The 22084-nt window shown below is 60.9% G+C and carries 22 protein-coding genes, 4 tRNA genes and 1 riboswitch; of the genes, 17 read left to right on the top strand and 9 right to left on the bottom strand.

Annotated elements, in window-relative coordinates; all coding sequences use genetic code 11:
* Positions 1-213: 213 nt before the first annotated feature.
* On the bottom strand, positions 214-450 hold the full coding sequence (locus AACY52_RS06835) for a hypothetical protein (RefSeq protein WP_339560372.1): 237 nt from the start codon (positions 448-450) through the stop codon (positions 214-216).
* 50 nt (positions 451-500) lie between these two features.
* Between AACY52_RS06835 and AACY52_RS06830 the strand changes: the two genes are divergently transcribed.
* Positions 501-1073 (top strand): nucleotidyltransferase family protein, encoded by a 573-nt coding sequence (locus tag AACY52_RS06830; RefSeq protein ID WP_339560371.1) that lies wholly within the window; start codon positions 501-503, stop codon positions 1071-1073.
* Here the strand turns inward: AACY52_RS06830 and chrA are convergent.
* On the bottom strand, positions 1062-2276 hold the full coding sequence (chrA, locus tag AACY52_RS06825) for a chromate efflux transporter (RefSeq protein ID WP_339427450.1): 1215 nt from the start codon (positions 2274-2276) through the stop codon (positions 1062-1064). The genes AACY52_RS06830 and chrA overlap by 12 nt on opposite strands.
* Before the next feature lie 163 nt (positions 2277-2439).
* On the opposite strand from chrA, the gene AACY52_RS06820 reads away from it, so the two are divergent.
* From AACY52_RS06820 to AACY52_RS06805, 4 genes are all read left to right on the top strand, one after another.
* On the top strand, positions 2440-2880 hold the full coding sequence (locus AACY52_RS06820; RefSeq protein ID WP_339495120.1) for a TspO/MBR family protein: 441 nt from the start codon (positions 2440-2442) through the stop codon (positions 2878-2880).
* Positions 2880-3824 carry an alpha/beta hydrolase fold domain-containing protein gene (locus AACY52_RS06815; RefSeq protein WP_339560370.1) on the top strand — a complete coding sequence of 315 codons (945 nt, stop codon included), beginning with the start codon at positions 2880-2882 and terminating at the stop codon, positions 3822-3824. The genes AACY52_RS06820 and AACY52_RS06815 overlap by 1 nt, the downstream gene beginning before the upstream one ends.
* A gap of 34 nt (positions 3825-3858) precedes the next feature.
* Positions 3859-4398, top strand: a complete 540-nt coding sequence (locus tag AACY52_RS06810; protein WP_339416368.1) for a hypothetical protein — start codon at positions 3859-3861, stop codon at positions 4396-4398.
* Between the two features lie 107 nt (positions 4399-4505).
* Positions 4506-4730: a hypothetical protein gene (locus tag AACY52_RS06805; RefSeq protein WP_065874145.1), complete on the top strand. Its 225-nt coding sequence runs from the start codon at positions 4506-4508 to the stop codon at positions 4728-4730.
* Between the two features lie 96 nt (positions 4731-4826).
* On the opposite strand, the gene AACY52_RS06800 is transcribed toward AACY52_RS06805, so the two are convergent.
* The 4 genes from AACY52_RS06800 to AACY52_RS06785 form a co-directional block, all read right to left on the bottom strand.
* Positions 4827-5591, bottom strand: a complete 765-nt coding sequence (locus AACY52_RS06800; protein ID WP_339560369.1) for an ABC transporter ATP-binding protein — start codon at positions 5589-5591, stop codon at positions 4827-4829.
* Complete coding sequence (locus AACY52_RS06795) at positions 5588-6592, bottom strand: iron ABC transporter permease (protein ID WP_339416751.1); 1005 nt, start codon at positions 6590-6592, stop codon at positions 5588-5590. The genes AACY52_RS06800 and AACY52_RS06795 overlap by 4 nt, the downstream gene beginning before the upstream one ends.
* A gap of 8 nt (positions 6593-6600) precedes the next feature.
* A complete protein-coding gene (locus AACY52_RS06790; protein ID WP_339416365.1) occupies positions 6601-7611 on the bottom strand; it encodes an ABC transporter substrate-binding protein in 1011 nt (336 codons plus the stop codon).
* Positions 7612-7725: 114 nt separating this feature from the next.
* Positions 7726-7921: riboswitch (cobalamin riboswitch) on the bottom strand.
* Between the two features lie 360 nt (positions 7922-8281).
* Positions 8282-9226 (bottom strand): DNA/RNA non-specific endonuclease, encoded by a 945-nt coding sequence (locus tag AACY52_RS06785; RefSeq protein WP_339416364.1) that lies wholly within the window; start codon positions 9224-9226, stop codon positions 8282-8284.
* Between the two features lie 127 nt (positions 9227-9353).
* On the opposite strand from AACY52_RS06785, the gene AACY52_RS06780 reads away from it, so the two are divergent.
* Both AACY52_RS06780 and AACY52_RS06775 read left to right on the top strand, forming a co-directional pair.
* Positions 9354-10418: a M4 family metallopeptidase gene (locus tag AACY52_RS06780; RefSeq protein WP_339427453.1), complete on the top strand. Its 1065-nt coding sequence runs from the start codon at positions 9354-9356 to the stop codon at positions 10416-10418.
* Between the two features lie 14 nt (positions 10419-10432).
* Positions 10433-10738, top strand: a complete 306-nt coding sequence (locus tag AACY52_RS06775) for a protealysin inhibitor emfourin (protein WP_339560368.1) — start codon at positions 10433-10435, stop codon at positions 10736-10738.
* Positions 10739-10811: 73 nt separating this feature from the next.
* On the opposite strand, the gene AACY52_RS06770 is transcribed toward AACY52_RS06775, so the two are convergent.
* Positions 10812-12194, bottom strand: a complete 1383-nt coding sequence (locus AACY52_RS06770; protein ID WP_339560367.1) for an aldehyde dehydrogenase family protein — start codon at positions 12192-12194, stop codon at positions 10812-10814.
* A gap of 103 nt (positions 12195-12297) precedes the next feature.
* Between AACY52_RS06770 and AACY52_RS06765 the strand changes: the two genes are divergently transcribed.
* Positions 12298-13170, top strand: coding sequence for a LysR family transcriptional regulator (locus AACY52_RS06765; protein ID WP_339416359.1), 873 nt, complete (start codon positions 12298-12300; stop codon positions 13168-13170).
* A gap of 102 nt (positions 13171-13272) precedes the next feature.
* Here AACY52_RS06765 and AACY52_RS06760 read toward each other — a convergent pair whose 3' ends face one another.
* Entirely contained in the window at positions 13273-13482 is a 210-nt protein-coding gene (locus AACY52_RS06760) for a hypothetical protein (protein WP_038442076.1), read from the bottom strand.
* A gap of 110 nt (positions 13483-13592) precedes the next feature.
* Positions 13593-14789, bottom strand: a complete 1197-nt coding sequence (locus AACY52_RS06755) for an amino acid aminotransferase (protein ID WP_339416357.1) — start codon at positions 14787-14789, stop codon at positions 13593-13595.
* A gap of 341 nt (positions 14790-15130) precedes the next feature.
* On the opposite strand from AACY52_RS06755, the gene uvrB reads away from it, so the two are divergent.
* The 9 genes from uvrB (at position 15131) to AACY52_RS06710 (ending at position 22049) form a co-directional block, all read left to right on the top strand.
* Positions 15131-17146: an excinuclease ABC subunit UvrB gene (gene uvrB / locus AACY52_RS06750; protein ID WP_065880879.1), complete on the top strand. Its 2016-nt coding sequence runs from the start codon at positions 15131-15133 to the stop codon at positions 17144-17146.
* Between the two features lie 739 nt (positions 17147-17885).
* The gene (gene gltX, locus AACY52_RS06745) at positions 17886-19367 is read left to right on the top strand and encodes a glutamate--tRNA ligase (RefSeq protein ID WP_339560366.1); all 1482 of its coding nucleotides are present in this window, start codon (positions 17886-17888) and stop codon (positions 19365-19367) included.
* Between the two features lie 147 nt (positions 19368-19514).
* A tRNA-Ala gene (locus tag AACY52_RS06740) sits at positions 19515-19590 on the top strand.
* A 56-nt stretch (positions 19591-19646) separates the two neighbouring features.
* A tRNA-Glu gene (locus AACY52_RS06735) sits at positions 19647-19722 on the top strand.
* A 50-nt stretch (positions 19723-19772) separates the two neighbouring features.
* Positions 19773-19848, top strand: a tRNA-Ala gene (locus AACY52_RS06730).
* A gap of 80 nt (positions 19849-19928) precedes the next feature.
* Positions 19929-20004 (top strand) — tRNA-Glu (locus AACY52_RS06725).
* Between the two features lie 182 nt (positions 20005-20186).
* Positions 20187-20726: a TetR/AcrR family transcriptional regulator gene (locus tag AACY52_RS06720; protein WP_339416351.1), complete on the top strand. Its 540-nt coding sequence runs from the start codon at positions 20187-20189 to the stop codon at positions 20724-20726.
* A 15-nt stretch (positions 20727-20741) separates the two neighbouring features.
* Positions 20742-21575 (top strand): alpha/beta fold hydrolase, encoded by an 834-nt coding sequence (locus AACY52_RS06715; RefSeq protein ID WP_339560393.1) that lies wholly within the window; start codon positions 20742-20744, stop codon positions 21573-21575.
* A 39-nt stretch (positions 21576-21614) separates the two neighbouring features.
* Positions 21615-22049 carry a thioesterase family protein gene (locus AACY52_RS06710; RefSeq protein WP_339416350.1) on the top strand — a complete coding sequence of 145 codons (435 nt, stop codon included), beginning with the start codon at positions 21615-21617 and terminating at the stop codon, positions 22047-22049.
* Positions 22050-22084 lie beyond the last annotated feature (35 nt).

The following is a 22084-nucleotide window of genomic DNA, read 5'->3' as shown; positions in this document are numbered from 1 at the left end:
GCCCGAAGGCGCCCTACGCACAGCCACCATCAAGCTCAGACGCAATGTCTGACTGATGAAGCTCATGCACTTTCAATACCCAACTCAGGCTACTAAACCCGATCCCCGAGAAGTCGGCGACCAGGCAACCTTAGAGACGGCCACCCCGGCCCACGGTCACGTGGCAGGTCTTCGGCACGTCGGAGAGGTTTTCCGGGTTGCGCGCCAGCTTTTCTATCGCTGGGGTTTGGCCCTGGCGGCGATGGGTTTCTGGCGGATGTCCACCGTCACGATCCAGGATTTATCCACGGCGGCGCCCATTGCGCCGGTGTTGGGGGAGATGGCCTCGATTTTGGCGGTTTCATAGCCTTGTGAGTAACAAAAGCCAGGTGCTTGTTCCACGTAAGCAGCGCGGCCAGGGTCGGTGAGGCTGTAAGTCTTATCGCTTTTGGCGAGCAGACCGCCATCCAATACGCTATAGAATTGCCTCCTGGAACTGGCCTCACAACGAAGGATTGAGCATGACATTGACGGTCGAGACCCTACTCCAACTGGCCATGGCCAACCCCATCAACGCCGAAATCACCGCACGCCTGCCCGACCTCGGCGTGGACCAATGCATGCTCACCGCCGGCTGTCTGTTCCAGGCAGTGTGGAACCATCAAGTGAATCTTCCCGCCGCTCAGGGCGTGAAAGACTACGACGTTTTTTACTTCGACACAGACGTGTCCTACGAGGCGGAAGATGCGGTGATTCGTTCTGCCGAGGCGCTGTTCCAGGACCTGGGCGTGAATGTGGAGGTGAAGAACCAGGCGCGGGTGCACCTTTGGTACGGCGAGCGGTTTGGTCGGCCCTATCCGCAGTTGCACTCGGCCAAGCAGGGCGTGGATCGTTACCTGGTGGCAGGTACGTGCATCGGCTTGGATGTCGCGACGGGTGAGGTGTACGCGCCCTATGGGTTGGATGACGTGGAACACGGCGTGCTGCGCATCAACCCGCTGCATGCGGAGCCGGCGTTGTTCATGCACAAGGCCAAGCGTTATCAAGCGCGTTGGCCGTGGCTGAAGATTGTGGCGCCGGGTTCAGCCCAGTAACCCTCCCAGCACGGCGCTGGCGGCCACCACCAACCAGGGCGGCAGCTTCCAGAACATCAGCGCCACCAACGCGACCAGTGCCAAGCTGAAGTCCAGCGCAGTGAAGATCGCACTGGTCCACACCGGCTGATACAGCGCCGCCAGCAATAACCCCACCACTGCCGCGTTCACGCCGGCCAGCGCAGCCTGGGTGCGTGGGCTGCGGCGCAGGGTTGCCCAGAACGGCAGTGCACCCATCACCAGCAAAAATGACGGGGCAAAGATCGCCAGCAGGGCGATCACACCTCCCATCCAGCCGTTCGGGGCATGGTTCATCGAGGCGCCAAGGAACGCGGCAAAGGTGAACAGCGGGCCGGGCACGGCTTGCGTGGCGCCGTAGCCCGCGAGGAATACGTCATTGTTCACCCAGTGCGGTGGCACCACTTCGGCTTGCAGCAACGGCAGCACCACATGGCCGCCGCCGAACACCAGCGAGCCGGTGCGGTAAAAGGCATCTACCAAGGCCAGCGTGGGATTGGGCAGCCAGCCGGCCAGCATCGGCAGGCCCGCCAGCAACACGAGGAACAGCCCCAGCCACAGGGCGCCCGAGCGGCGGCTGATGGCGACCGGCAGCGTGTCAGGCTCGGCGCTCGGCTCATGTTTGAACAGCAGCAGACCGGCCACGCCTGCGGCGCAAATCACCCCGACCTGGGCCCAGGCGGACGGTTCCAGCAGCACCATACACGCCGCAATCAGCATCAGCATCACACGCGCCAGGCCTTGGCACAGGGCGCGCGCCATGCCCCAGACGGCTTGGGCGACCACGGCCACGGCGACGACTTTGAGGCCATGCAGCGCGCCGTCGGGGAGGGCGCTGCCATAGTGGGAAAGGCCCAGGGCGAACAGAATCAGCGCGATGGCTGACGGCAGTGTAAACCCGGCCCAGGCAGCAGCGGCGCCAGCGTAACCGGCGCGGGACAGGCCCAGCGCGATGCCGACCTGGCTGCTGGCCGGGCCAGGAAGGAATTGGCACAACGCAACCAATTCCGCGTAACTGCGCTCGCTCAGCCAGCGTCGCCGTGTGACGAACTCCTCGCGAAAATAACCCAGGTGCGCAATCGGGCCGCCGAACGAGGTGAGGCCCAGGCGCAGGAAGATCAGGAATACCGACCAGGGGCTGCCGGGATGATCAGCACAGGAGTGGGCCAAGGGGCGAGGTCTCATGAGGTGTTGTGCCACCTTAGCGAATTTTGATGACGTGAAGAAGAGGCCTCTGTTTACGCCAATTGCAACGCGTGATGGAATTTTTGCGCGGGCATTTGAGTCATTGAAGGATGCACGCAGAAAGCCTTCCCATCACTAACACTGACGACAGCAAGGACAGACGATGACCTTTTTTATTTTCCTGCTGGCCTGCGCGGCGGCTGCCAGCACCGGCATCATTTTCAAACCAGGCGCCTGGTACGAATCCCTCGTAAAGCCCAGCTTCACCCCGCCAAACTGGCTGTTCCCCGTGGCCTGGACGATTATCTATCTGCTGCTGGCCTGGGCCGGCTACCGCTTGAGCCTGATCCCGGGCAGCGAAATCGTGCTGGCGTTGTGGGCGGCGCAGATTGCGCTTAACACGCTGTGGACCCCGGTATTCTTCGGCGCGCATCGGATTTTCGCCAGCATGGTGATTATCGCGTTGCTGTGGGTCACCGTGGCCACGATGGTAGTGCTCGCCGTGCGCCTGGACCTGATCACCGGCTTGATCCTGTTCCCCTACCTGGCGTGGCTGTGTGTCGCGGCGGCGTTGAATTTCTCGATCCTGCGGAATAACCGCTGATGACCCACAAGCTCTGGCCCGCCAGTGAACCTGAACTGGCCGAGATGCGCCGCTTCAATCAAAAGCTCGCGTGGATGCCGCGCTTTAAAATCCGCAATCGGGTTACACCGCGTCTGATTCAGGCGCTGTTGCGCGTCAGCCAAAAGGTCAGGAAAGGGCCGGATGCGGAGTGCAAGGTGGTCGACTCAGTGCCTGTGCGCATCCTGCGGCCGAGCGGCAAACCCAAAGGCGTGGTACTGGATATCCACGGTGGTGGCTGGGTGATTGGCAATGCGCAGATGGACGACGACCTCAATCTGGGCATGGTCAACGCGTGCGACGTGGCGGTGGTGTCGGTGGATTATCGGCTGGCGGTCGACACGCCGGTCGAAGGGCTGATGGACGACTGCCTCGCGGCCGCGCGTTGGTTGCTGACCACGGATGAGTTTGCCGAGTTGCCGGTGTTCGTCGTCGGCGAATCGGCGGGCGGGCATCTGGCGGCGGCGACACTGCTAGCGTTGAAACAGTGGCCCGATTTGCTCAAACGGGTAAGCGGGGCGGTTTTGTACTACGGCGTTTACGATTTGACCGGCACCCCCAGCGTGCGCGCGGCGGGGCCCGAAACCTTGTTGCTGGACGGGCCTGGCATGGTCGAAGCGCTGCGCATGTTGACGCCAGAGTTGAGTGAGGGCGAGCGTCGGCAGGCGCCGTTGTCACCGCTGTATGGCGACTTCGGCGGGTTGCCGCCAGCGTTGATGTTTGTCGGGGAGTTAGACCCGTTGAAAGATGACACCTTGTTGATTGCTGAGCAGTGGCCCGGGGCTGAGGCGCATCTGTTACCGGAGTCGGCCCATGGTTTTATCCATTTTCCGTTGGTGATGGCGCAGGGTGTACTTGCCTATAGCCGCCAGTGGATCAGTCAAAGAATGGGCGGGGGAGTACTCAATCTTCCTTCGTCCGGATAACCTTTCGCTCCCCCATTCAAGCCAAGGAAAGCACGTGAAGGTTCTTCAAGGACTCATCGGGTTATCGGCGCTTTATTTGCTGGCCGGCTGTGAGCAAGTCACCGAGAAGACACTGCGCTTCGACGTGCCCTACGGCTATTACGAGACTGCCTTGCGCCAAGACGTCACGGGCAAAGGCCAGTTGACCTGCAAGGTCGCCACCGACACCCAGGACCGTGGCGCAAAGTGGGTGCCTTCGGTCATTCTTGCGGCCGCCGAGGATGCTGCGCAAGACGATACGCTGTTCCTGTCCAGCTATACGCCCGCCGACAGCGACGTGCGGCTATTCCAGCTGCGCACTTTCAACAAGGCAAAGCCAATCATCGATACCTTCTTCCATCGAGCTCCCGACCATAACGGCGTGTACACCCTACGGCTGACCTGGCAAGCAGATGGCACTGTCGGTTATCAAGTCGAAAACGGCGGCGTCTGGGAAGAGAAGAAGCTTGTCGAGAAACCAGGGTTTACCGTACGCCACGTGAGCGTGCATGCGTCGGGGATGAAGGGCAGTGCAGTCTGTGAGTTGCGCCAGTGAGTGGTACCTGTGATTTGAGGCCGTTGAAAGGCTGATCCATTGAACTAAAAACTTGATCAAAGAGTCAGGTTAATCAGCTGCTCTTCTCTCATCATGAGGACTCCACGATGCGCCAATACACGCTCAACTACCGCTTCAACGAAGAATTGCGCACCCATGTGTTCGAATTCAAGCAGCCCGAATTGCCGGTGCATGAGGCGGCGTTGCACTTGCTGCAATTGCATTTTGGCGATGCCGAGAATGGCTTGATCCTGCCCCCTGCGGATGCGACGCCGGAGGAAATTCTGGAGCAGGCGCAGGTGGTGGGCATTACGCAGATTGAGGTTGTATGAGCGAAAACCGACGGATTCAGGCGGTCACGGCTGTATTCCTGTGCTGTAGAGCCGAAGCCAGCATTGGATTTCTGGTGTTGTCGTAACCGGCGTTACTCAGTTCGGGCGCAACCGCAGTATCTGCGCGCCATCAAACGGGTCTGTCAGGTAGTGCGCCTGCACCCCAAACGTCTCCTGCAAGCGCTGCGGCGTCAGCACTTCCATCGGCCTGCCCTGCGCCACCAGCCGTCCACGATCCAGTACCGCCAGCCGATCACAGGTCAGCGCTTGATTCAGGTCATGCAGCGCAATCAATGTGGTCACCGGCAGCCCTTGCACACCCTTCAAGATCGCCAGCTGATGCTGGATATCCAAATGATTGGTCGGCTCATCCAGTAGCAGTATCTGTGGCCGTTGCGCCAATGCGCGGGCGATGTGCACGCGTTGGCGTTCACCGCCCGAGAGGCTGCGCCAGGCGCGTTTGCTCAGGTGAGTGGCGTCGACGTCATGCAAGGCCTGGTTCACGATGGCATCGTCTTCGCTGGACCACGGGCTCAGCGCCGACAACCACGGCGTACGGCCCAGCGCCACGGCGTCGAACACGCGGATGGCATCGTCCGTGTCAGCCTGTTGCTCCACCACGGCCAGTTGCTGCGCGATGGCGCGGCGAGACAGGTCACCCAAAGGCTGGCCGCCCAACAACACTGCGCCAGATGCCGGCGCGCGCAAGCCTGCCAGCAGTTTGAGCAAGGTGGATTTACCGGAACCGTTTGGCCCGACAATTCCCAAGGTTTCACCCAACTGCACGTCCAGGTGAATATCGCGTAATAACTCAGCCTCACGCACCTTGAAGCCCAACCCCGTGCAGCTTAAAACCGTCATCGCGCGTTCCTCCGGCCAATGAGGATCAGCGCGAACACCGGCGCACCGACCAGCGCCGTGACCACGCCGACCGGAATCACCTGGCCCTTGATCAGCGTGCGCGACAGCACATCCGCTGCAATCAAAAACAGCGCGCCGCCGAGTGCGCTGGCCGGCAGCAAGCGTGAGTGCCCGGTGCCGAGCAACAGACGCACGGCGTGGGGGATCACCAGCCCGACAAAGCCGATGGCGCCGACAATCGACACCATCACGGCCGTCACCAGTGCCGCGCAGCCCACCAACACAAATTGCACGCGGCGCACGGGGATACCAAGGGACGCCGCCGAGTCACTGCCAAAGGTGAACGCATCCAGCGCCCGACGATGCCACAGGCACACGGCCAAGCCCACAACCGCCACCGGCACCGCCAGCCACACCGACGGCCAGCGCACGCCGCTGAGGTTGCCCAACAGCCAGAACATGATGCCGCGCGCCTGTTCGGAGCTGGCCGACTTGGTGATCAGGAACGCGGTAAGCGCATTGAACAGCTGCGATCCGGCAATGCCGGCGAGGATGATCTGGCCGGTGCCGCTCGACGAACCGCTGGCGCGCGCCAGCAGAATCACCAAGGCAAACGCCGCCACCGCGCCGACAAACGCACCGGCCGACAACGAGATCAGCCCGCCACCCACGCCCATCAGCGCCACCAGCACCGCGCCAGTCGAGGCGCCGGCGCTGATGCCCAGCAGGTACGGATCGGCCAACGGGTTACGCAATAACGACTGCAGAATCACCCCGCACGTCGCCAGTCCCGCACCGCACGCGGCGGCTACCAGGGCACGTGTGAGGCGGTAGTTCCACACCACGCCCTCATCGATCGGGTCCAGCGCATAGCCGGCCGCCCACAGTTTATTGGCGAGTACCTGGAGCACGACGTGCGGCGAGATGGCGGTTTCACCGATGGCCACGCCGGCGAGCACGGCGATCAGTAGCAAGGCCAGGGCCAGTAGGGTCCGGATCAGGCTGGCAGTCATTTGTGCAGGTCGTAGCCGTCGATGGCGGCCGCCAGTTGTTCAAGGCCGTCGAACGTACGAATGCTGGCCTGCAGCGCCATGGCATCGATGATGATGATGCGGTTGTTTTTCACCGCGTCCATGTTGCGCGTGACCGGGTCGCTGCGCAAAAAGGCCAGTTTCTTTTCATGGTCGTCAGCCGGGTAACGGCGCCGGTCCATGCGTGCGATGATCAAAAAGGTCGGGTTGGCCTTGGCGATGGTTTCCCAGCCGACGGCGGGCCATTCTTCATCGGACTGCACCACGTTGGAAAGGCCGAGGGTTTGTAACATGAATTCGGGAATGCCTTTGTGGCCGGCCACGTACGGCTCGCTGGCCATCTCGGAACTGGAGAACCACACCAACGCGCTGGCGTGCTTGAGGCCTTTGCTTTGCACGGTGGCGACCGACTTGGCCAGGCGCGCCTTGAGTTCGTCGTTCAATTGTTCGCCGCGATCCTGTACGTCGAAAATTTGCGCCAACTGGCTGATGCTTTTGTAGATCGTCGCGATGCGGAAAGGCTCCAGCCGCGTGCCATCGGCGCCCACCAGGTTGTCTTTGCCTTCGCAGTCGGAGGGCAGCAGGTAGGTGGGGATCTTCAGCTCATGGAATTGCTCGCGGGTGCCGACCACGCCTTGTGGCCCGACCACCCATTCCAGCTCGGCGGCCACCAGTTGCGGGCGCTTGGCGATCACCGCTTCGAAGCTCGGCTCGTTGTTGGCCAGGCGCTCGATGCTGTCGTTTTGCGCCTTGAACTGCGGCAATACGCTGTTGAACCACAACGAAGTGCCAACCACTTTATCGCCCACGCCCAGCGCGTAAAGCATCTCGGTAGCCGCCTGGCCAATCGTCACGCTGCGCGCGGGAGCCTGTTGGAAGGTCAGGCGGCTGCCGCAGTTTTCCACGGTCAGTGGGTAGTGGGTGGGTGCGGCTTGGGCCAGGGCACAGAAGCTGACGCCGGCGAGCAGGGCGGTAACGCGTGGCAGCATGGGGCAATCTCCGAGTGAACCGTACGTCGAACTGGGGAGGTACGGTTCGGAAACACACCCTTGAGCACTGTGGTGGAGACAGGCAAGCGTGTCCTCCCGGACACCCCGCCGGTTAGTGATTGAGCTTAAGCCGGCAGGTCTCCTGACTGATGCGTCGTCGCCACGCTCCAGCCTTCCCGGACGTGATCCAGTGGCATTAAGGAGCAGGCTCAGCACCTACAGTTGCGGGGGCAGTTCCGATTGGCGCGGGTGTAGCGCGCTTCGGATTCCCTATTAGTCCCGTTTGGGAACCGGCGCGGTATGGTAGTCGATCAGGCGCGTCAGCGGGAGCTCCAAAGACGCGGGGCATGAAGATGGTGGTAGCTCTGGCGGGGGCCGACAAAGTGCGTGCGGCCGTTGAGAAGACCCGGGCGCATTTTCATTACATCAATGCGCAATGATCGCTCGCACCTTGAGCCGTCTGGGTGGACTGGCGCGGTTGTTCAGCGTGAAGGCCGAAGCTCGACTGATTCGGCCAATCACCACAGATCAAAATGTGGGAGCTGGCTTGTCGAGCTGCTGCGATAGCCATAAGTATCTCCACATCTTGAGCGAGCACTCTGCTACGCGTTATCACATCAAAAATGTGTAGATACCTGTGCTCCCACACGTGGTGCATTTGAAGCGTCGGTCAGAGACGAATGTCTTCCGGACCTTGTATCAACGCTTCAATCCGCGTGCCGGTGGCGCGTTCTTCGTTGCTGAAGCCGTCGTAGTCGGCAAGGTTGGCAAAACGGATGCCGGTCAGCCGTTCTATCTGGATCACACTGCGTTGGTAGGTCCTGAGCTGGCCGAACACCAGCTCGAGCCGGCCCAACTCGCGGCTCTGGTCAATCATGTAGGCGCTCGCGCAAGGCTTGCCGTCGTCGCCGAGGTAGGCGACGACTTTCCAGAAGGCCTTGGGGATTTTAACGCCCCGGTACACACGGTCGTCGTCGGCAAACACCGGCCCGGTAAACACGGTGGCGCGGGCTTTCCAACGTTGTGTGTTATCGAGAATATAGTCTTCGAGTTCCAGCCAGGTCTTCTGGTTGAACCCACTCATCTGCGGCGAGCAGTTGGTGAAGTGGAATGTGTCGACGTTGGCGATTTTCGCCTCGTCGCCCCAATTGGGGTCCTGTCGGCGTACCAGGTGGCCGCGATCAAGGCCATTGCTGGCGTAGAGGTCTTCGCCCACCTGCGCGTCGATGGGCAGGCGGCCATCGTAGGCCCAAATGTCGTTTCTGCGGGCAACGTCCACATGCAGCCCCCCGTCGATATTGGCGCCCACGTACAGCGCGAGGCGCCTTGAGCGTGACATCGTCACCGAGAAGTGCGTGTAGTCCAGGCGGTCGCCGCCCTCTTTCAGCGTCTGTACATCATCCGCAATCGCGCCCTCAACGGTGGGCCAGGGCACCACGAAGCTGCCGAGAAAATCCTCGGCGTAGCCGCTCCGGTCCTTGAAGTCCTTGGCCGCAGTGACGCGTGGCGTCGCCGCCTTGGCCTCAAGCAGAGTGGGGCTGGGCGCGAGCAGCGGGCGCAGGTCGGCGAGCCGTGGGCGGTACGAAAGGTCGATTTTGGTTTTGCGTGCGGGCATCGGTCAGTCCTCCTTGGATAAGCACGACTGCAACATAGGTTAATGACAATTGATGACACGCGTTAACCCCATGGAGCTATCCTGAATCGATACCCGGACGTTGTCACATGCCAAATGGAGCCAGCCAATGTGTGTTCGCCAGCAGCATCGCAATCCGATTTTCTGCCTGATCCCGCCCTACATGCTCGACCAGATCGCCCGCAACGGTGATAAAGCGCAGCGGGAAATCGCGTTGCGCACCCGCGCTAAAGACAGCACGTTCCGTTCGCTGCGCATGGTCGCGGTGCCCGCCAAAGGGCCCGCTCACATGGCACTGGCCATGGCCGCAGGCAAGCGGCGCTCGATCTACAGCGCCGAGGGCACCGACAGCCTGCCGGGAACGCTGGTCCGTGGCGAAGGGCAGCCCGCCAGCGGTGATGCGGCGGTGGACGAGGCCTATGACGGCTTGGGCGCCACCTTTGATTTTTTCGAGCAGGTCTTCGACCGCAACTCCATCGATGATGCCGGCATGGCATTGGATGCGACCGTTCATTTTGGCCAGAACTACAACAATGCGTTCTGGAACTCTTCCCAGATGGTGTTTGGCGATGGCGATGAGCAGTTGTTCAATCGCTTCACAGTGGCGCTCGACGTGATTGGCCATGAGCTGGCCCATGGCGTCACCGAGGATGAGGCCAAGCTGATGTACTTCAACCAGTCCGGCGCGTTGAACGAGTCGCTGTCGGACGTGTTCGGCTCACTGATCAAGCAATATGCACTGCAGCAATCGGCGCAAGACGCCGACTGGCTGATCGGCAAGGGGCTGTTTACGCCAAAGATCAAAGGCACCGCCCTGCGTTCGATGAAAGCCCCCGGCACCGCGTTTGACGACGAACTGCTGGGCAAGGACCCTCAGCCTGGGCACATGGATGATTTTGTCCAGACCTACGAGGACAATGGAGGGGTGCATATCAATTCCGGCATCCCCAACCATGCGTTCTACCAAGTGGCGACGAAGTTGGGCGGGTTCGCCTGGGAGCACGCCGGGCGTATCTGGTATGACGCGTTGCGCGATGCGCGGCTGCGGCCCAACTCGGGGTTTCTGCGCTTTGCGCGCATCACCTACGATATTGCCGGTCGACTCTACGGCGCGAACAAGGATGAGCAGAAGGCGGTCAAGGAAGGTTGGAAAGCGGTCGGCATTTCGGTTTGACGTGAGGAGCAACCATGCAGATTTCGATCAAGGAAAACGGCGGATCGGCATTTTTCCCCGGTTTGGCCCAGCCCCGTACGGTGAAGCTGGACGCGCTGCCTGAGCAGGATCAGCAGGAGTTGCGGCAACTGATCGCGGCTTCAGACTTTTTTCAGTTGCCGCAGAGCACCGTCCCGGAGCCCGGCAAGCCAGGCCAGGTGCATTACACCCTGACCGTGACAGAGGGCCAGCGCGAGCACACGGTGTGCGTGCTGGCGCCGGTGAAGTCCCAGGCACTGGACGGGCTGGTGCAGTGCGTACGCAGGCATATTCGGTGTTGAGGCCGCTTTAGCTCTACAGCTCTACTGCGCAGCCCCACGGGAGCAAGCGCCCGCACCACAGGTAATGCTCGACTTATTTGCGATCCAGCCACACCGTTTGCGCGTTGCAGAATTCGCGTACGCCGAAGTGCGACAACTCGCGGCCGAACCCACTTTTTTTCACGCCGCCAAACGCCACCCGAGGGTCGGAAACGCTGAAGGCGTTGACGAAGATCCCGCCGGTTTCCAACTGGTTGGCGATATCGCGTGCCTTCGCCGGGTCGGTGGTGAAGATGCTGGCGGTGAGGCCGAACTCGCTATCATTCGCCAGGGCCACGGCGTGGTCGGCGTCGCGGGCGGTGATGATCGAGGCCACGGGGCCGAACAGTTCCTGCTTGAATGAGGTCATCTGGTCGGTGACGTTTGCCAGTACGGTCGGTGCGTAGAAGTTGCCGGCGCCGGGTACTTTGTTGCCGCCCAGCAATAGGGTTGCGCCTTCTTCCAGGGTGGCCTGGATCTGGTCGTGCAGTTCGTCGCGCAGGTCGAAGCGCGCCATCGGGCCGATGTAGGTGGCGGCGCAAGTCGGGTCGCCCATTATCAGGGCGCGGCTGGCTTCGAGGAATTTGGCGGTGAAGGCGTCCACCACACCGGCCTCGATGATCAGGCGCTTGGCGGCGGCGCAGACTTGGCCGCTGTTCTGGAAGCGGCCGATCAGGGCGGCTTGCACGGCGGCGTCGAGGTCGGCGTCGTTGAGTACGATGAACGGGTCGGAGCCGCCGAGTTCCAGCACGCATTTTTTCAGTGCAGCGCCGGCCTGGGAGCCAATGGCGATGCCGGCACGCACGCTGCCGGTCAGGGTAACGGCGGCGATGCGTGGGTCGGCGATGGCTTTGGTCACGCCTTCGTTGGCCACGTTGATCACTTCGAACAGCCCTTCGGCGAAGCCAGCCTTTTTAAACGTTTGTTGGATCAGATAGGCACTGCCCATCACGTTCGGTGCGTGTTTGAGCACGTAGGTGTTGCCGGCAAGCATGGTCGGCACGGCGCCGCGCAGCACTTGCCATACTGGGAAGTTCCACGGCATTACCGCCAGGATAGGGCCGAGCGGGCGGTATTCGATCTGGGCGCTGCCGTTGTCCACCAGGGTCGGTTCCGGGGCGAGCATGGCCGGACCGTGGGCGGCGTACCATTCGCTGAGTTGCGCGCATTTTTCGATTTCGGCACGGGCTTGGGCGATGGGTTTGCCCATTTCCAGGATGATGGTCTGGGCCATTTCTTCGGCTTGGTCACGCAGGGCGCTGGCCAGGTTCAGCAGCAACTCGGCGCGCTGGCTCACTGGCTGGCGGCGCCAGGTGCGGAACGCGCGGGTGGCGCGATCGAGGGCGGCGTCCAGTTGCTGATGGGTTTCGTAGGGATAGCTGGCGACGGTTTCGCCGTTGACCGGGTTAATCGAGAGGGCATGGGTGGTTGCGTTCATGGCGCCGTCCTGCTGAATGAATACGTTGAGTTCAGCCTAAGGGGCTATCTCTTTCCTGGAAACTGAATAATATTAAGCAATACGTTCACGATTGGAGAATGACGTGGATTTGGTGCAGCTGGAAATCTTCAAGGCCGTTGCCGAGCAGGGCAGCATCAGCGCCGCCGCGCAGTTGATTCATCGGGTGCCGTCGAACCTGACCACGCGCATCAAGCAACTGGAGCAGGATCTGGGCGTGGAACTGTTTATCCGAGAGAAAAGCCGCCTGCGCCTGTCGCCGGCCGGGTGGAATTTCCTCGGCTATGCGCGGCGCATCCTCGACCTGGTGCAGGAAGCCCGCGCGACGGTGGCGGGGGAGGAGCCCCAGGGCGCGTTTGCCCTGGGCTCGCTGGAAAGCACCGCGGCGGTGCGCATACCCGCATTGCTGGCGGCCTACAACCAGAAACACACCAAGGTCGAGTTGGACTTGAGCACCGGGCCATCGGGCACGATGATTGAAGGCGTGCTGTCGGGTCGACTGACGGCGGCGTTTGTTGATGGCCCGGTGCTGCACAGCACCCTTGAGGGCGTAGCGGTATTTGAAGAAGAGATGGTGGTGATTGCGCCGCTGCATCACGCGCCGATCACACGAGGGCAAGAGGTGAACGGCGAGAACATCTACACCTTTCGCTCGAACTGCTCGTACCGGCATCACTTTGAGCGCTGGTTCTCACAGGACGGCGCGGTACCGGGCAAGATCTTCGAGATCGAGTCCTATCACGGCATGCTTGCCTGCGTCAGCGCCGGGGCCGGGGTGGCACTGATGCCGCGCAGCATGCTGGAAAGCATGCCGGGGTTTGCGGCGGTGAGTGTGTGGCCGCTGACGGAAAATTTCCGGATATTGCACACTTGGCTGATCTGGCGGCGGGGCACTGTCTCGCAGAGTTTGAACAGTTTTGTGAAGTTGCTGGAGGAACGCGCTCTGGTAACCCAGTAGATCGAATGTTGTATATGGCTTGCCTGCGATAGCATCAACCCGTTTTGCCTGATACGCCGAGGTGCTGGCATCGCAGGCAAGCCAGCCACATTTTGATCTCTATCAGCCGCCGAATTGCAGGGTGCCCATCGCCAGCTTTGCCATTAACGCGGTGGCACCCAATTGCACCAGCCACAGTGCCAAGCCTCCGAGGAACACGCCGAGCGCTACCTGCAACACCAAGCTCTTCTGGCGCTTGGCTTGCGGCGCGCGTGGGGTGAAGTGGTCCAGCTCGTCGCGGTCGGCACGCAGGTCCAGGTCATCGTTTCTCATAAGGCTCTCACAGCGAAGGGGCAATCAGGGTTCAGTCTAGGGGAGCAGGGCATTTTCTGACAGGCATTAAAAAGGGAAGCCGTGGCTTCCCTTCTGGCGGCGCCGCCAAGTTAGAGAACCTGAACAATCGCCTTTGTGACCGCATCAATGTTCGACTGGTTCAGCGCCGCCACACAGATACGCCCGGTATCCAGTGCATAGATCCCAAACTCGGTGCGCAAGCGGGTGACTTGCTCAACGGTCAGGCCTGAGTAGGAGAACATCCCGCGCTGGCGGCCGACAAAGCTGAAGTCCTTGCCCGGAGCAGCCTTGGCCAGTTCGGCGACCATCTGCTCGCGCATGCCACGGATGCGCAGGCGCATTTCAGCCAGTTCGGCTTCCCATTGGGCGCGCAGCTCAGGGTTGTTCAACACCGCTGCAACAATTGCCGCGCCGTGGGTCGGCGGGTTGGAGTAGTTGGTGCGGATCACACGCTTGACCTGGGACAGGATGCGCGCGCTTTCTTCCTTGGAGTCGCTAACGATGGACAGCGCGCCCACACGTTCGCCGTACAGCGAGAACGACTTGGAGAACGAACTGGACACAAAGAAGGTCAGGCCCGACTCAGCGAAAAGACGTACGGCAGCGGCGTCTTCGTGGATGCCGTCGCCAAAGCCCTGGTAGGCCATGTCGAGGAACGGCACCAGGTTCTTGGCCTTGACCACATCCAGCACATTCTGCCAGTCGGCCGGGCTCAGGTCGACGCCGGTCGGGTTGTGGCAGCAGGCGTGCAGCACCACGATGGACTGTGGCGGCAGGGCGTTGAGGTCTTCGAGCAGGCCTGCACGGTTTACGTCGTGGGTGGCGGCGTCGTAGTAGCGGTAGTTCTGCACCGGGAAACCCGCAGTTTCGAACAGGGCGCGGTGGTTTTCCCAGCTTGGGTCGCTGATGGCGACAACGGCGTCTGGCAGCAGTTGCTTGAGGAAGTCGGCACCGATTTTCAGGGCGCCGGTTCCGCCAACGGCCTGGACGGTCACGACGCGACTCGCGGCCAGCAGTGGCGACTCAGCACCGAACAGCAGCGTTTGCACGGCCTTGTCATACGCCGCGATGCCGTCGATCGGCAAGTAGCCTCGGGCTGCGTGTTGCGCCACGCGAATGGCTTCCGCTTCGGCAACGGCACGCAAGAGTGGAATCTTCCCCTCTTCGTTGCAGTAAACGCCCACGCCAAGGTTGACCTTGGTGGTTCGTGTATCGGCGTTGAATGCTTCGTTGAGGCCCAGGATAGGATCGCGTGGTGCCATTTCGACAGCGGAGAACAGGCTCATTTTGCGGCAGCTCTATGGGGGAAGGGAGGGACGTGTCGCGCTCCAGCCGAATGCACTAGAGCGGTGCACAAACGGGGAGCTAGTATAGAGGCCATCACGGCTGAGGGCGACAGCCGAAACGGCTTTTCGGCCAAGTTTTTAGGTTTATTTGCTGGCCGTTAGTCTTATTGCAACCGTGATCGGAAAGGTCGCGTAGGAGGATTGCCTTGAAACCCGACACATTCGCCACCACTTCTATAGCTATCATGGTTTTTTCCTACTGTCCGCTCTGAATCTTCGCGGGTTGTGGTCTATTTCGTCCTCGACGGGTTTACAGTCTGGGGTGACTACACGAGGTACTTATGTCGGATTTCCAACTCGTCACCCGCTTTGAACCCGCTGGCGATCAGCCAGAAGCCATTCGCCAGATGGTCGAGGGCATCGAAGCCGGCCTGGCCCATCAGACGCTGCTCGGGGTGACCGGTTCGGGCAAGACCTTCAGCATCGCCAACGTGATCGCGCAGATCAACCGGCCCACGCTGGTGCTGGCGCCCAACAAGACCCTGGCCGCGCAGTTGTATGGCGAGTTCAAGGCGTTCTTCCCGAATAACGCGGTGGAATACTTCGTTTCCTACTACGACTACTACCAGCCCGAAGCCTATGTGCCGTCCTCCGATACCTTTATCGAGAAGGACGCGTCGATCAACGACCACATCGAGCAGATGCGGCTGTCGGCGACCAAGGCGCTGCTCGAGCGCAAGGACGCGATCATCGTCACCACGGTGTCGTGCATCTACGGCCTGGGCAGCCCGGAAACCTATTTGAAAATGGTGCTGCACGTTGATCGCGGCGACAAACTCGACCAGCGCGAGTTGCTGCGTCGCCTGACGAGCCTGCAATACACCCGCAACGACATGGACTTTGCCCGCGCGACCTTCCGCGTGCGCGGCGATGTCATCGATATTTACCCGGCAGAATCCGATCTGGAAGCGATCCGCATCGAACTGTTTGACGATGAAGTCGAGAGCCTGTCGGCCTTCGACCCGTTGACCGGCGAGGTAATCCGCAAGCTGCCGCGCTTCACGTTCTATCCGAAAAGCCACTACGTGACCCCGCGCGAAACCCTCATGGGCGCCATCGAGGGCATCAAGACCGAGTTGGCCGAGCGCCTGGAGTACCTGCGGTCCAACAACAAACTGGTGGAAGCCCAGCGCCTTGAGCAGCGCACCCGCTTCGACCTGGAGATGATCCTGGAGCTGGGCTACTGCAACGGTATCGAAAACTACTCGCGCTATCTCTCGGGTCGTGATTCCGGGCAGGCGCCGCCTACACTATTTGATTACTTGCCGGACGACGCGCTGTTGGTGATCGACGAGTCCCACGTCAGCGTGCCGCAGGTCGGCGCGATGTACAAAGGTGACCGCTCGCGTAAAGAGACGTTGGTGGAATACGGTTTCCGTCTGCCGTCGGCGCTGGACAACCGGCCAATGCGTTTTGACGAGTTTGAAAGCATCAGCCCGCAGACGATTTTTGTCTCGGCCACGCCGGGTAATTACGAAGCCGAGCATGCGGGCCGTGTGGTTGAGCAGTTGGTGCGCCCGACGGGTCTCGTCGACCCGCAAATCGAAATCCGGCCCGCGTTGACCCAGGTCGATGACTTGCTCTCGGAGATCGGCAAACGCGTGGCCCTGGAAGAGCGGGTGCTGGTCACCACGCTGACCAAGCGCATGTCTGAAGACCTGACTGACTATCTCGCCGACCACGGCGTGCGCGTGCGCTACCTGCACTCGGACATCGATACGGTAGAGCGCGTGGAGATCATCCGCGACCTTCGCCTGGGCACCTTTGATGTGCTGGTGGGGATCAACCTGCTGCGTGAAGGTCTGGACATGCCGGAAGTGTCGCTGGTGGCGATCCTCGATGCGGACAAGGAGGGTTTCCTGCGTTCCGAACGCTCGCTGATCCAGACCATCGGCCGCGCGGCACGTAACCTCAATGGGCGGGCGATTCTCTACGCGGACCGCATTACCGGCTCCATGGAGCGGGCGATTGGCGAGACCGAGCGCCGCCGCGACAAACAGATTGCCTTTAACCTGGAACATGGCATCACGCCCAAGGGTGTGTTCAAGGACGTTGCCGACATCATGGAAGGCGCCGTGGTACCGGGCTCGCGCAGCAAGAAGCGCAAGGGCATGGCCAAGGCTGCCGAGGAAAGCGCCAAGTACGAGAACGAACTGCGCTCGCCGAGTGAAATCACCAAGCGCATTCGGCAATTGGAAGAGAAGATGTACCAGTTGGCGCGGGACTTGGAGTTTGAAGCGGCGGCGCAGATGCGCGATGAGATTGGCAAGTTGCGTGAGCGGTTGCTGGCTGTTTGATTTGCGTTGACTGACCTGGCCCCATCGCAGGCAAGCCAGCTCTCACATTTTGACCGCGTTAACCGTTCAAGGTGGGAGCTGGCTTGCCTGCGATGGGCATAGGTATCTACACAACTTTCCGCCCGATGCCCGAGCTCGGCTGAGCAGCGGTTGCTCTGGCTTTTGATCTGTTTTTGATTTTGATCTCAGGCGCCCCATCAACCACGCTGGCCGAACGCAGGCTTGAGTCCGTGGGTAACCCGGCAGGACGCCGGGTTAGCCGCACTGGGCCAAGGATGGCCCATTGCGGCGGCCCACGGATTCAAGCCTTCGTTCTGGCACACCGAGCTTAAGCGAGGTGCCGAGTGGTGGGGCGAAGCGTTTTGGGTTACTTTTGGCGCTCTTCCAAAAGTGACTCGCCGTAAGGGCGAAACCCTAAGTAGCCGTTACCGCAGAAATGGATATGTACTCATTCCAACCACACCGCATGGTCAGCCCAGAGGCCGCCATCGCAGGCAAGCCAGCTCCCACATTTTGATCGGTTTACACCCAATAGGGCTCGAGCGACTATCAAGCCGCCACGGGAGCAAGCTCCCTCGCCACTGGTCGGACACAACACCGAAAGTTGTGTAGATACCCATGCTGCGATGGGGGCGACGCGGTCCATCAGAATCACCCAGGCTGGAGCCCAACCACCCCAGGCTGTTACCATTCCTCCCTTGTTTCAATTTTCAGCTTTATCGCCCATTCGAGACCTGCCATGACCACCGTCCGCACGCGCATTGCGCCATCGCCTACTGGGGATCCCCACGTCGGCACTGCTTACATCGCCTTGTTCAACTACTGCTTTGCCAAGCAGCACGGCGGTGAATTCATCCTGCGGATCGAAGACACCGACCAACTGCGCTCTACCCGTGAGTCGGAACAGCAGATTTTCGATGCCCTGCGCTGGTTGGGCATTACCTGGGCGGAAGGCCCGGACGTCGGCGGCCCGCACGGTCCTTATCGCCAAAGCGAGCGCAGCGACATCTACAAGCAGTACACCCAGCAATTGGTCGACATGGGTCATGCATTCCCGTGCTTCTGCACCGCAGAAGAGCTGGACCAGATGCGCGCCGAGCAACAGGCCCGTGGCGAAACCCCGCGCTACGATGGCCGTGCGCTGCTGCTGTCGAAAGAAGAAGTCGCCCGCCGCCTGGCCGCTGGCGAACCGCACGTTATCCGCATGAACGTGCCGAGTGAAGGCGTGTGTGTGGTGCCGGACATGCTGCGCGGTGACGTCGAAATCCCGTGGGACCGCATGGACATGCAAGTGCTGATGAAGACCGACGGCCTGCCGACGTACTTCCTCGCAAACGTAGTCGACGACCACCTGATGGGCATCACTCACGTGCTGCGCGGTGAAGAATGGCTGCCGTCGGCACCGAAACTGATCCTGCTCTACGAGTACTTCGGCTGGGAACAGCCGCAGCTGTGCTACATGCCGCTGTTGCGTAACCCGGACAAGAGCAAGCTGTCCAAGCGCAAGAACCCGACCTCGGTGACCTTCTACGAGCGCATGGGCTTCATGCCGGAAGCGATGCTCAACTATTTGGGCCGCATGGGCTGGTCGATGCCGGACGAGCGCGAGAAGTTTTCGCTGCAGGAAATGGTCGACAACTTCGACCTGTCCCGCGTGTCCCTGGGCGGGCCGATCTTCGATATCGAGAAACTGTCGTGGCTCAATGGCCAATGGCTGCGTGACCTGCCGGTGGAAGCGTTCGCCAGCCGAGTGCAGCAGTGGGCGTTGAACCCTGAGTACATGATGAAGATCGCGCCGCTGGTGCAGGGCAGGGTGGAAACATTCAGCCAGGTCGCACCGTTGGCCAGCTTCTTCTTTGCCGGTGGCGTGAACCCGGACCCCAAGCTGTTTGAGTCCAAGAAGCTCTCCGGTGATCAGGTTCGCCAGTTGATGCAGTTGATCCTGTGGAAGCTCGAAAGCCTGCGTCAGTGGGAGAAGGATGCGATCACCGCGACGATCCAGGCGGTGGTGGAGTCCCTGGAATTGAAGCTGCGCGATGCCATGCCTTTGATGTTTGCCGCGATCACCGGGCAGGCCAGTTCGGTGTCGGTGCTGGATGCGATGGAAATTCTCGGCCCGGACCTGACGCGTTTCCGTCTGCGCCAAGCCCTTGATTTGCTTGGTGGTGTGTCGAAGAAAGAAAACAAAGAGTGGGAAAAACTGCTGGCTGCTATCGCCTAAGCAGGCTGCTGTAACGGTGAAACCCCGGTTTTCCGGGGTTTCACCGGTAAGTGATTGTTATCCCGGCAAAAAACTTTAGAAATTGTTGAAAATAAATTTGACACACTTCTAAAGCGCCATTAAGATTCGCCCCGTCCTCACCGATGAGGGGCTATAGCTCAGCTGGGAGAGCGCTTGCATGGCATGCAAGAGGTCAACGGTTCGATCCCGTTTAGCTCCACCAATTTACAGGTTCAAGGTCTGGCCACACCGTCCTTGAATTGATGTGCAGAAGGTTTTGTCCCCTTCGTCTAGTGGCCTAGGACACCGCCCTTTCACGGCGGTAACAGGGGTTCGAGTCCCCTAGGGGACGCCAGTTTAAACAAGCATTTCGAAAGGTATGCTGCGTCGCGAGACGAAAAATCCGGGGCTATAGCTCAGCTGGGAGAGCGCTTGCATGGCATGCAAGAGGTCAACGGTTCGATCCCGTTTAGCTCCACCAATTTTACAGGTTCAAGGTTGCGGTCACTCGGTCCTTGAATCGATCAGTTCTCAGCGCTGATCAATGTATAGAAGGTTTGTGTCCCCTTCGTCTAGTGGCCTAGGACACCGCCCTTTCACGGCGGTAACAGGGGTTCGAGTCCCCTAGGGGACGCCACGATTACCCGCTCTGCGGGATTTTTAAGGGTCATTCAATTATTGAATGGCCCTTTTGTTTGTCTGGCGTTTGGCCGATCCCTCTCTCAACTCGCTTTTTCTCTTCTGACCAATGGTCATGCCTGTCGCTTGCCAAATATTATCATGGTAATAATATTCAACTCATTAACATCGGAGGCAGTGATGAGCGATAAAAAAGCGCAAACCCGCGAACGCATTCTGCAGGCAGCCAGCGCCGCGTTGATCCAGCGTGGCCCGGCAGAGCCAAGTGTGGGGGAGGTCATGGGCGCCGCGGGGCTGACCGTCGGTGGTTTCTACGCGCACTTCGAAAGCAAGGACGCGCTGATGCTGGAGGCCTTTACTCAGTTGCTGTCCAAGCGTCGCGCCTCGATTGACGACATCGATCCACAGCTGACCGGAGAAGAGCGCAGAAGCCTGGTGGCGGCGTTCTACTTGTCGCGCAAGCACCGTGACTCAACCGCCCAGGCATGCCCGATCCCGGCCACTGTGGGCGAAATGAGCCGTCTGCCGGATGAGTTCCGCCAGGCACTCAATGAGCACTGCGAGCTGATGGCTGCGCAGCTCGCCGCCAGCCCTGAAGACACCGACAAAGCCCTGGCTGACATGGCGCTGATGATCGGTGGCCTGGCCTTGGCCCGCGCGCTTGGTCCTGGTGAATTGTCTGACCGTGTGCTGCGTGCCGCCAAGTCGGCGGTGCGCTAGAAGAGGGCTCTCATGATGGGCACGCTAACCTGGATTCGTCGCTTCAACGGTACGTTGGGGCACCTGGCTCCGCAAATGGTGGCCAACAAGATGCGTCGTGCCTTCATGACGCCGCGCCATCTACCGCCGCGCGATTGGGAGCTGCCGCTGTTGGCGCAGTCGGAGCGCATCACCTTGCGTTTCGGTTTGTCTGCCTTGCGTTGGGGGCAGGGGCCTGCGCTGCTGTTGATGCACGGCTGGGAAGGGCGGCCCACCCAGTTCGCGAGCCTGATCAGTGCGTTGGTCGACAATGGTTATTCGGTGATTGCCCTGGACGGTCCCGCCCATGGCCGTTCGCCGGGGCGCGAAGCCCATGTGCTGCTCTTTGCTCGGGCCATGCTTGAGGCGGCGGCGGAGTTGCCGCCGCTGCATGCCGTGATCGGCCATTCAATGGGCGGTGCCAGTGCGATGCTGGCAGTGCAGTTAGGCTTGCGTACCGAGGCGTTGGTGAGTATTGCCGCGCCGTCACGCTTTCTGGATGCGCTACGCGACTTTACCAGGAGGGTCGGTTTGCCAGCGCGGGCACGGTCGGCGTTTATCCAGGAAGTCGAGTTGACGTTCGGCATGCCGCTCAAACACTTGGATGTGGCCCACTACCAGATGAATATCCCCGGCCTGATCGTGCACGCCGAAGACGATACGTTCGTCCCGGTCAAGGCGTCGCAAGCCATTCACGAAGCCTGGTTCGACAGCCGCCTGCTGCGCCTGGAGCAGGGCGGTCACCAGAAAGTGCTCGCCGATCCACGGGTGATCGACGGTGTGCTGGCATTGCTGGCCGGCCGCTGTCTACAGGAGCGGCAAAGCGCCTGATACACTCCTCCCGCCGACATTAATCAACTGGAGCAAGGCATGGGCTGGGATTTGGTAGCGCCGTTTATCATCGATCTGCAGGTCGCCGCTGAAGACATCGACGGCCTGGGGCACGCCAATAACGCGGTGTATGTGTCTTGGCTGGAGCGCTGCGCCTGGCGCCATTCCCAGCGCCTGGGGCTTGACCTGACCGAATATCGTCGACTGGACCGCGCCATGGCCGTGGTGCGGCACGAGATCGACTACCTGGCCGCAGGCTACGAAGGCGATGAGCTGCAACTGGCCACCTGGATCGTCGACTGGGACCAGCGCCTGAAGATGACCCGGCGCTTCCAACTGGTACGCCCGCGTGACGGCGTCACCTTGCTACGCGCACACACTACCTTTGTCTGCATTGAGCTCTCCACTGGCAAGCCCAAGCGCATGCCAGCGGCGTTTCTCGACGGTTATGGCCCCGCCCTGACAGGGGGTTAACGGTTGCTGAGGGAAACCCAGTAAACTGCGCCACG

This window comes from Pseudomonas sp. EA_65y_Pfl1_P113 (assembly GCF_963970525.1).
Lineage (GTDB): Bacteria > Pseudomonadota > Gammaproteobacteria > Pseudomonadales > Pseudomonadaceae > Aquipseudomonas > Aquipseudomonas tritici.
This window is presented reverse-complemented; position numbering and strand designations above follow the sequence as displayed.

What these genes read in the sequence shown, in the direction of transcription:
- AACY52_RS06830 (WP_339560371.1), top strand. Translation starts at nt 501, where the DNA reads ATGACATTGACGGTCGAGACCCTACTCCAACTGGCCATGGCCAACCCC.
- chrA (WP_339427450.1), bottom strand. Translation starts at nt 2,276, where the DNA reads ATGAGACCTCGCCCCTTGGCCCACTCCTGTGCTGATCATCCCGGCAGC.
- AACY52_RS06820 (WP_339495120.1), top strand. Translation starts at nt 2,440, where the DNA reads ATGACCTTTTTTATTTTCCTGCTGGCCTGCGCGGCGGCTGCCAGCACC.
- AACY52_RS06815 (WP_339560370.1), top strand. Translation starts at nt 2,880, where the DNA reads ATGACCCACAAGCTCTGGCCCGCCAGTGAACCTGAACTGGCCGAGATG.
- AACY52_RS06805 (WP_065874145.1), top strand. Translation starts at nt 4,506, where the DNA reads ATGCGCCAATACACGCTCAACTACCGCTTCAACGAAGAATTGCGCACC.
- AACY52_RS06800 (WP_339560369.1), bottom strand. Translation starts at nt 5,591, where the DNA reads ATGACGGTTTTAAGCTGCACGGGGTTGGGCTTCAAGGTGCGTGAGGCT.
- AACY52_RS06790 (WP_339416365.1), bottom strand. Translation starts at nt 7,611, where the DNA reads ATGCTGCCACGCGTTACCGCCCTGCTCGCCGGCGTCAGCTTCTGTGCC.
- AACY52_RS06785 (WP_339416364.1), bottom strand. Translation starts at nt 9,226, where the DNA reads ATGCCCGCACGCAAAACCAAAATCGACCTTTCGTACCGCCCACGGCTC.
- AACY52_RS06780 (WP_339427453.1), top strand. Translation starts at nt 9,354, where the DNA reads ATGTGTGTTCGCCAGCAGCATCGCAATCCGATTTTCTGCCTGATCCCG.
- AACY52_RS06775 (WP_339560368.1), top strand. Translation starts at nt 10,433, where the DNA reads ATGCAGATTTCGATCAAGGAAAACGGCGGATCGGCATTTTTCCCCGGT.
- AACY52_RS06770 (WP_339560367.1), bottom strand. Translation starts at nt 12,194, where the DNA reads ATGAACGCAACCACCCATGCCCTCTCGATTAACCCGGTCAACGGCGAA.
- AACY52_RS06760 (WP_038442076.1), bottom strand. Translation starts at nt 13,482, where the DNA reads ATGAGAAACGATGACCTGGACCTGCGTGCCGACCGCGACGAGCTGGAC.
- AACY52_RS06755 (WP_339416357.1), bottom strand. Translation starts at nt 14,789, where the DNA reads ATGAGCCTGTTCTCCGCTGTCGAAATGGCACCACGCGATCCTATCCTG.
- uvrB (WP_065880879.1), top strand. Translation starts at nt 15,131, where the DNA reads ATGTCGGATTTCCAACTCGTCACCCGCTTTGAACCCGCTGGCGATCAG.
- gltX (WP_339560366.1), top strand. Translation starts at nt 17,886, where the DNA reads ATGACCACCGTCCGCACGCGCATTGCGCCATCGCCTACTGGGGATCCC.
- AACY52_RS06720 (WP_339416351.1), top strand. Translation starts at nt 20,187, where the DNA reads ATGAGCGATAAAAAAGCGCAAACCCGCGAACGCATTCTGCAGGCAGCC.
- AACY52_RS06715 (WP_339560393.1), top strand. Translation starts at nt 20,742, where the DNA reads ATGGGCACGCTAACCTGGATTCGTCGCTTCAACGGTACGTTGGGGCAC.
- AACY52_RS06710 (WP_339416350.1), top strand. Translation starts at nt 21,615, where the DNA reads ATGGGCTGGGATTTGGTAGCGCCGTTTATCATCGATCTGCAGGTCGCC.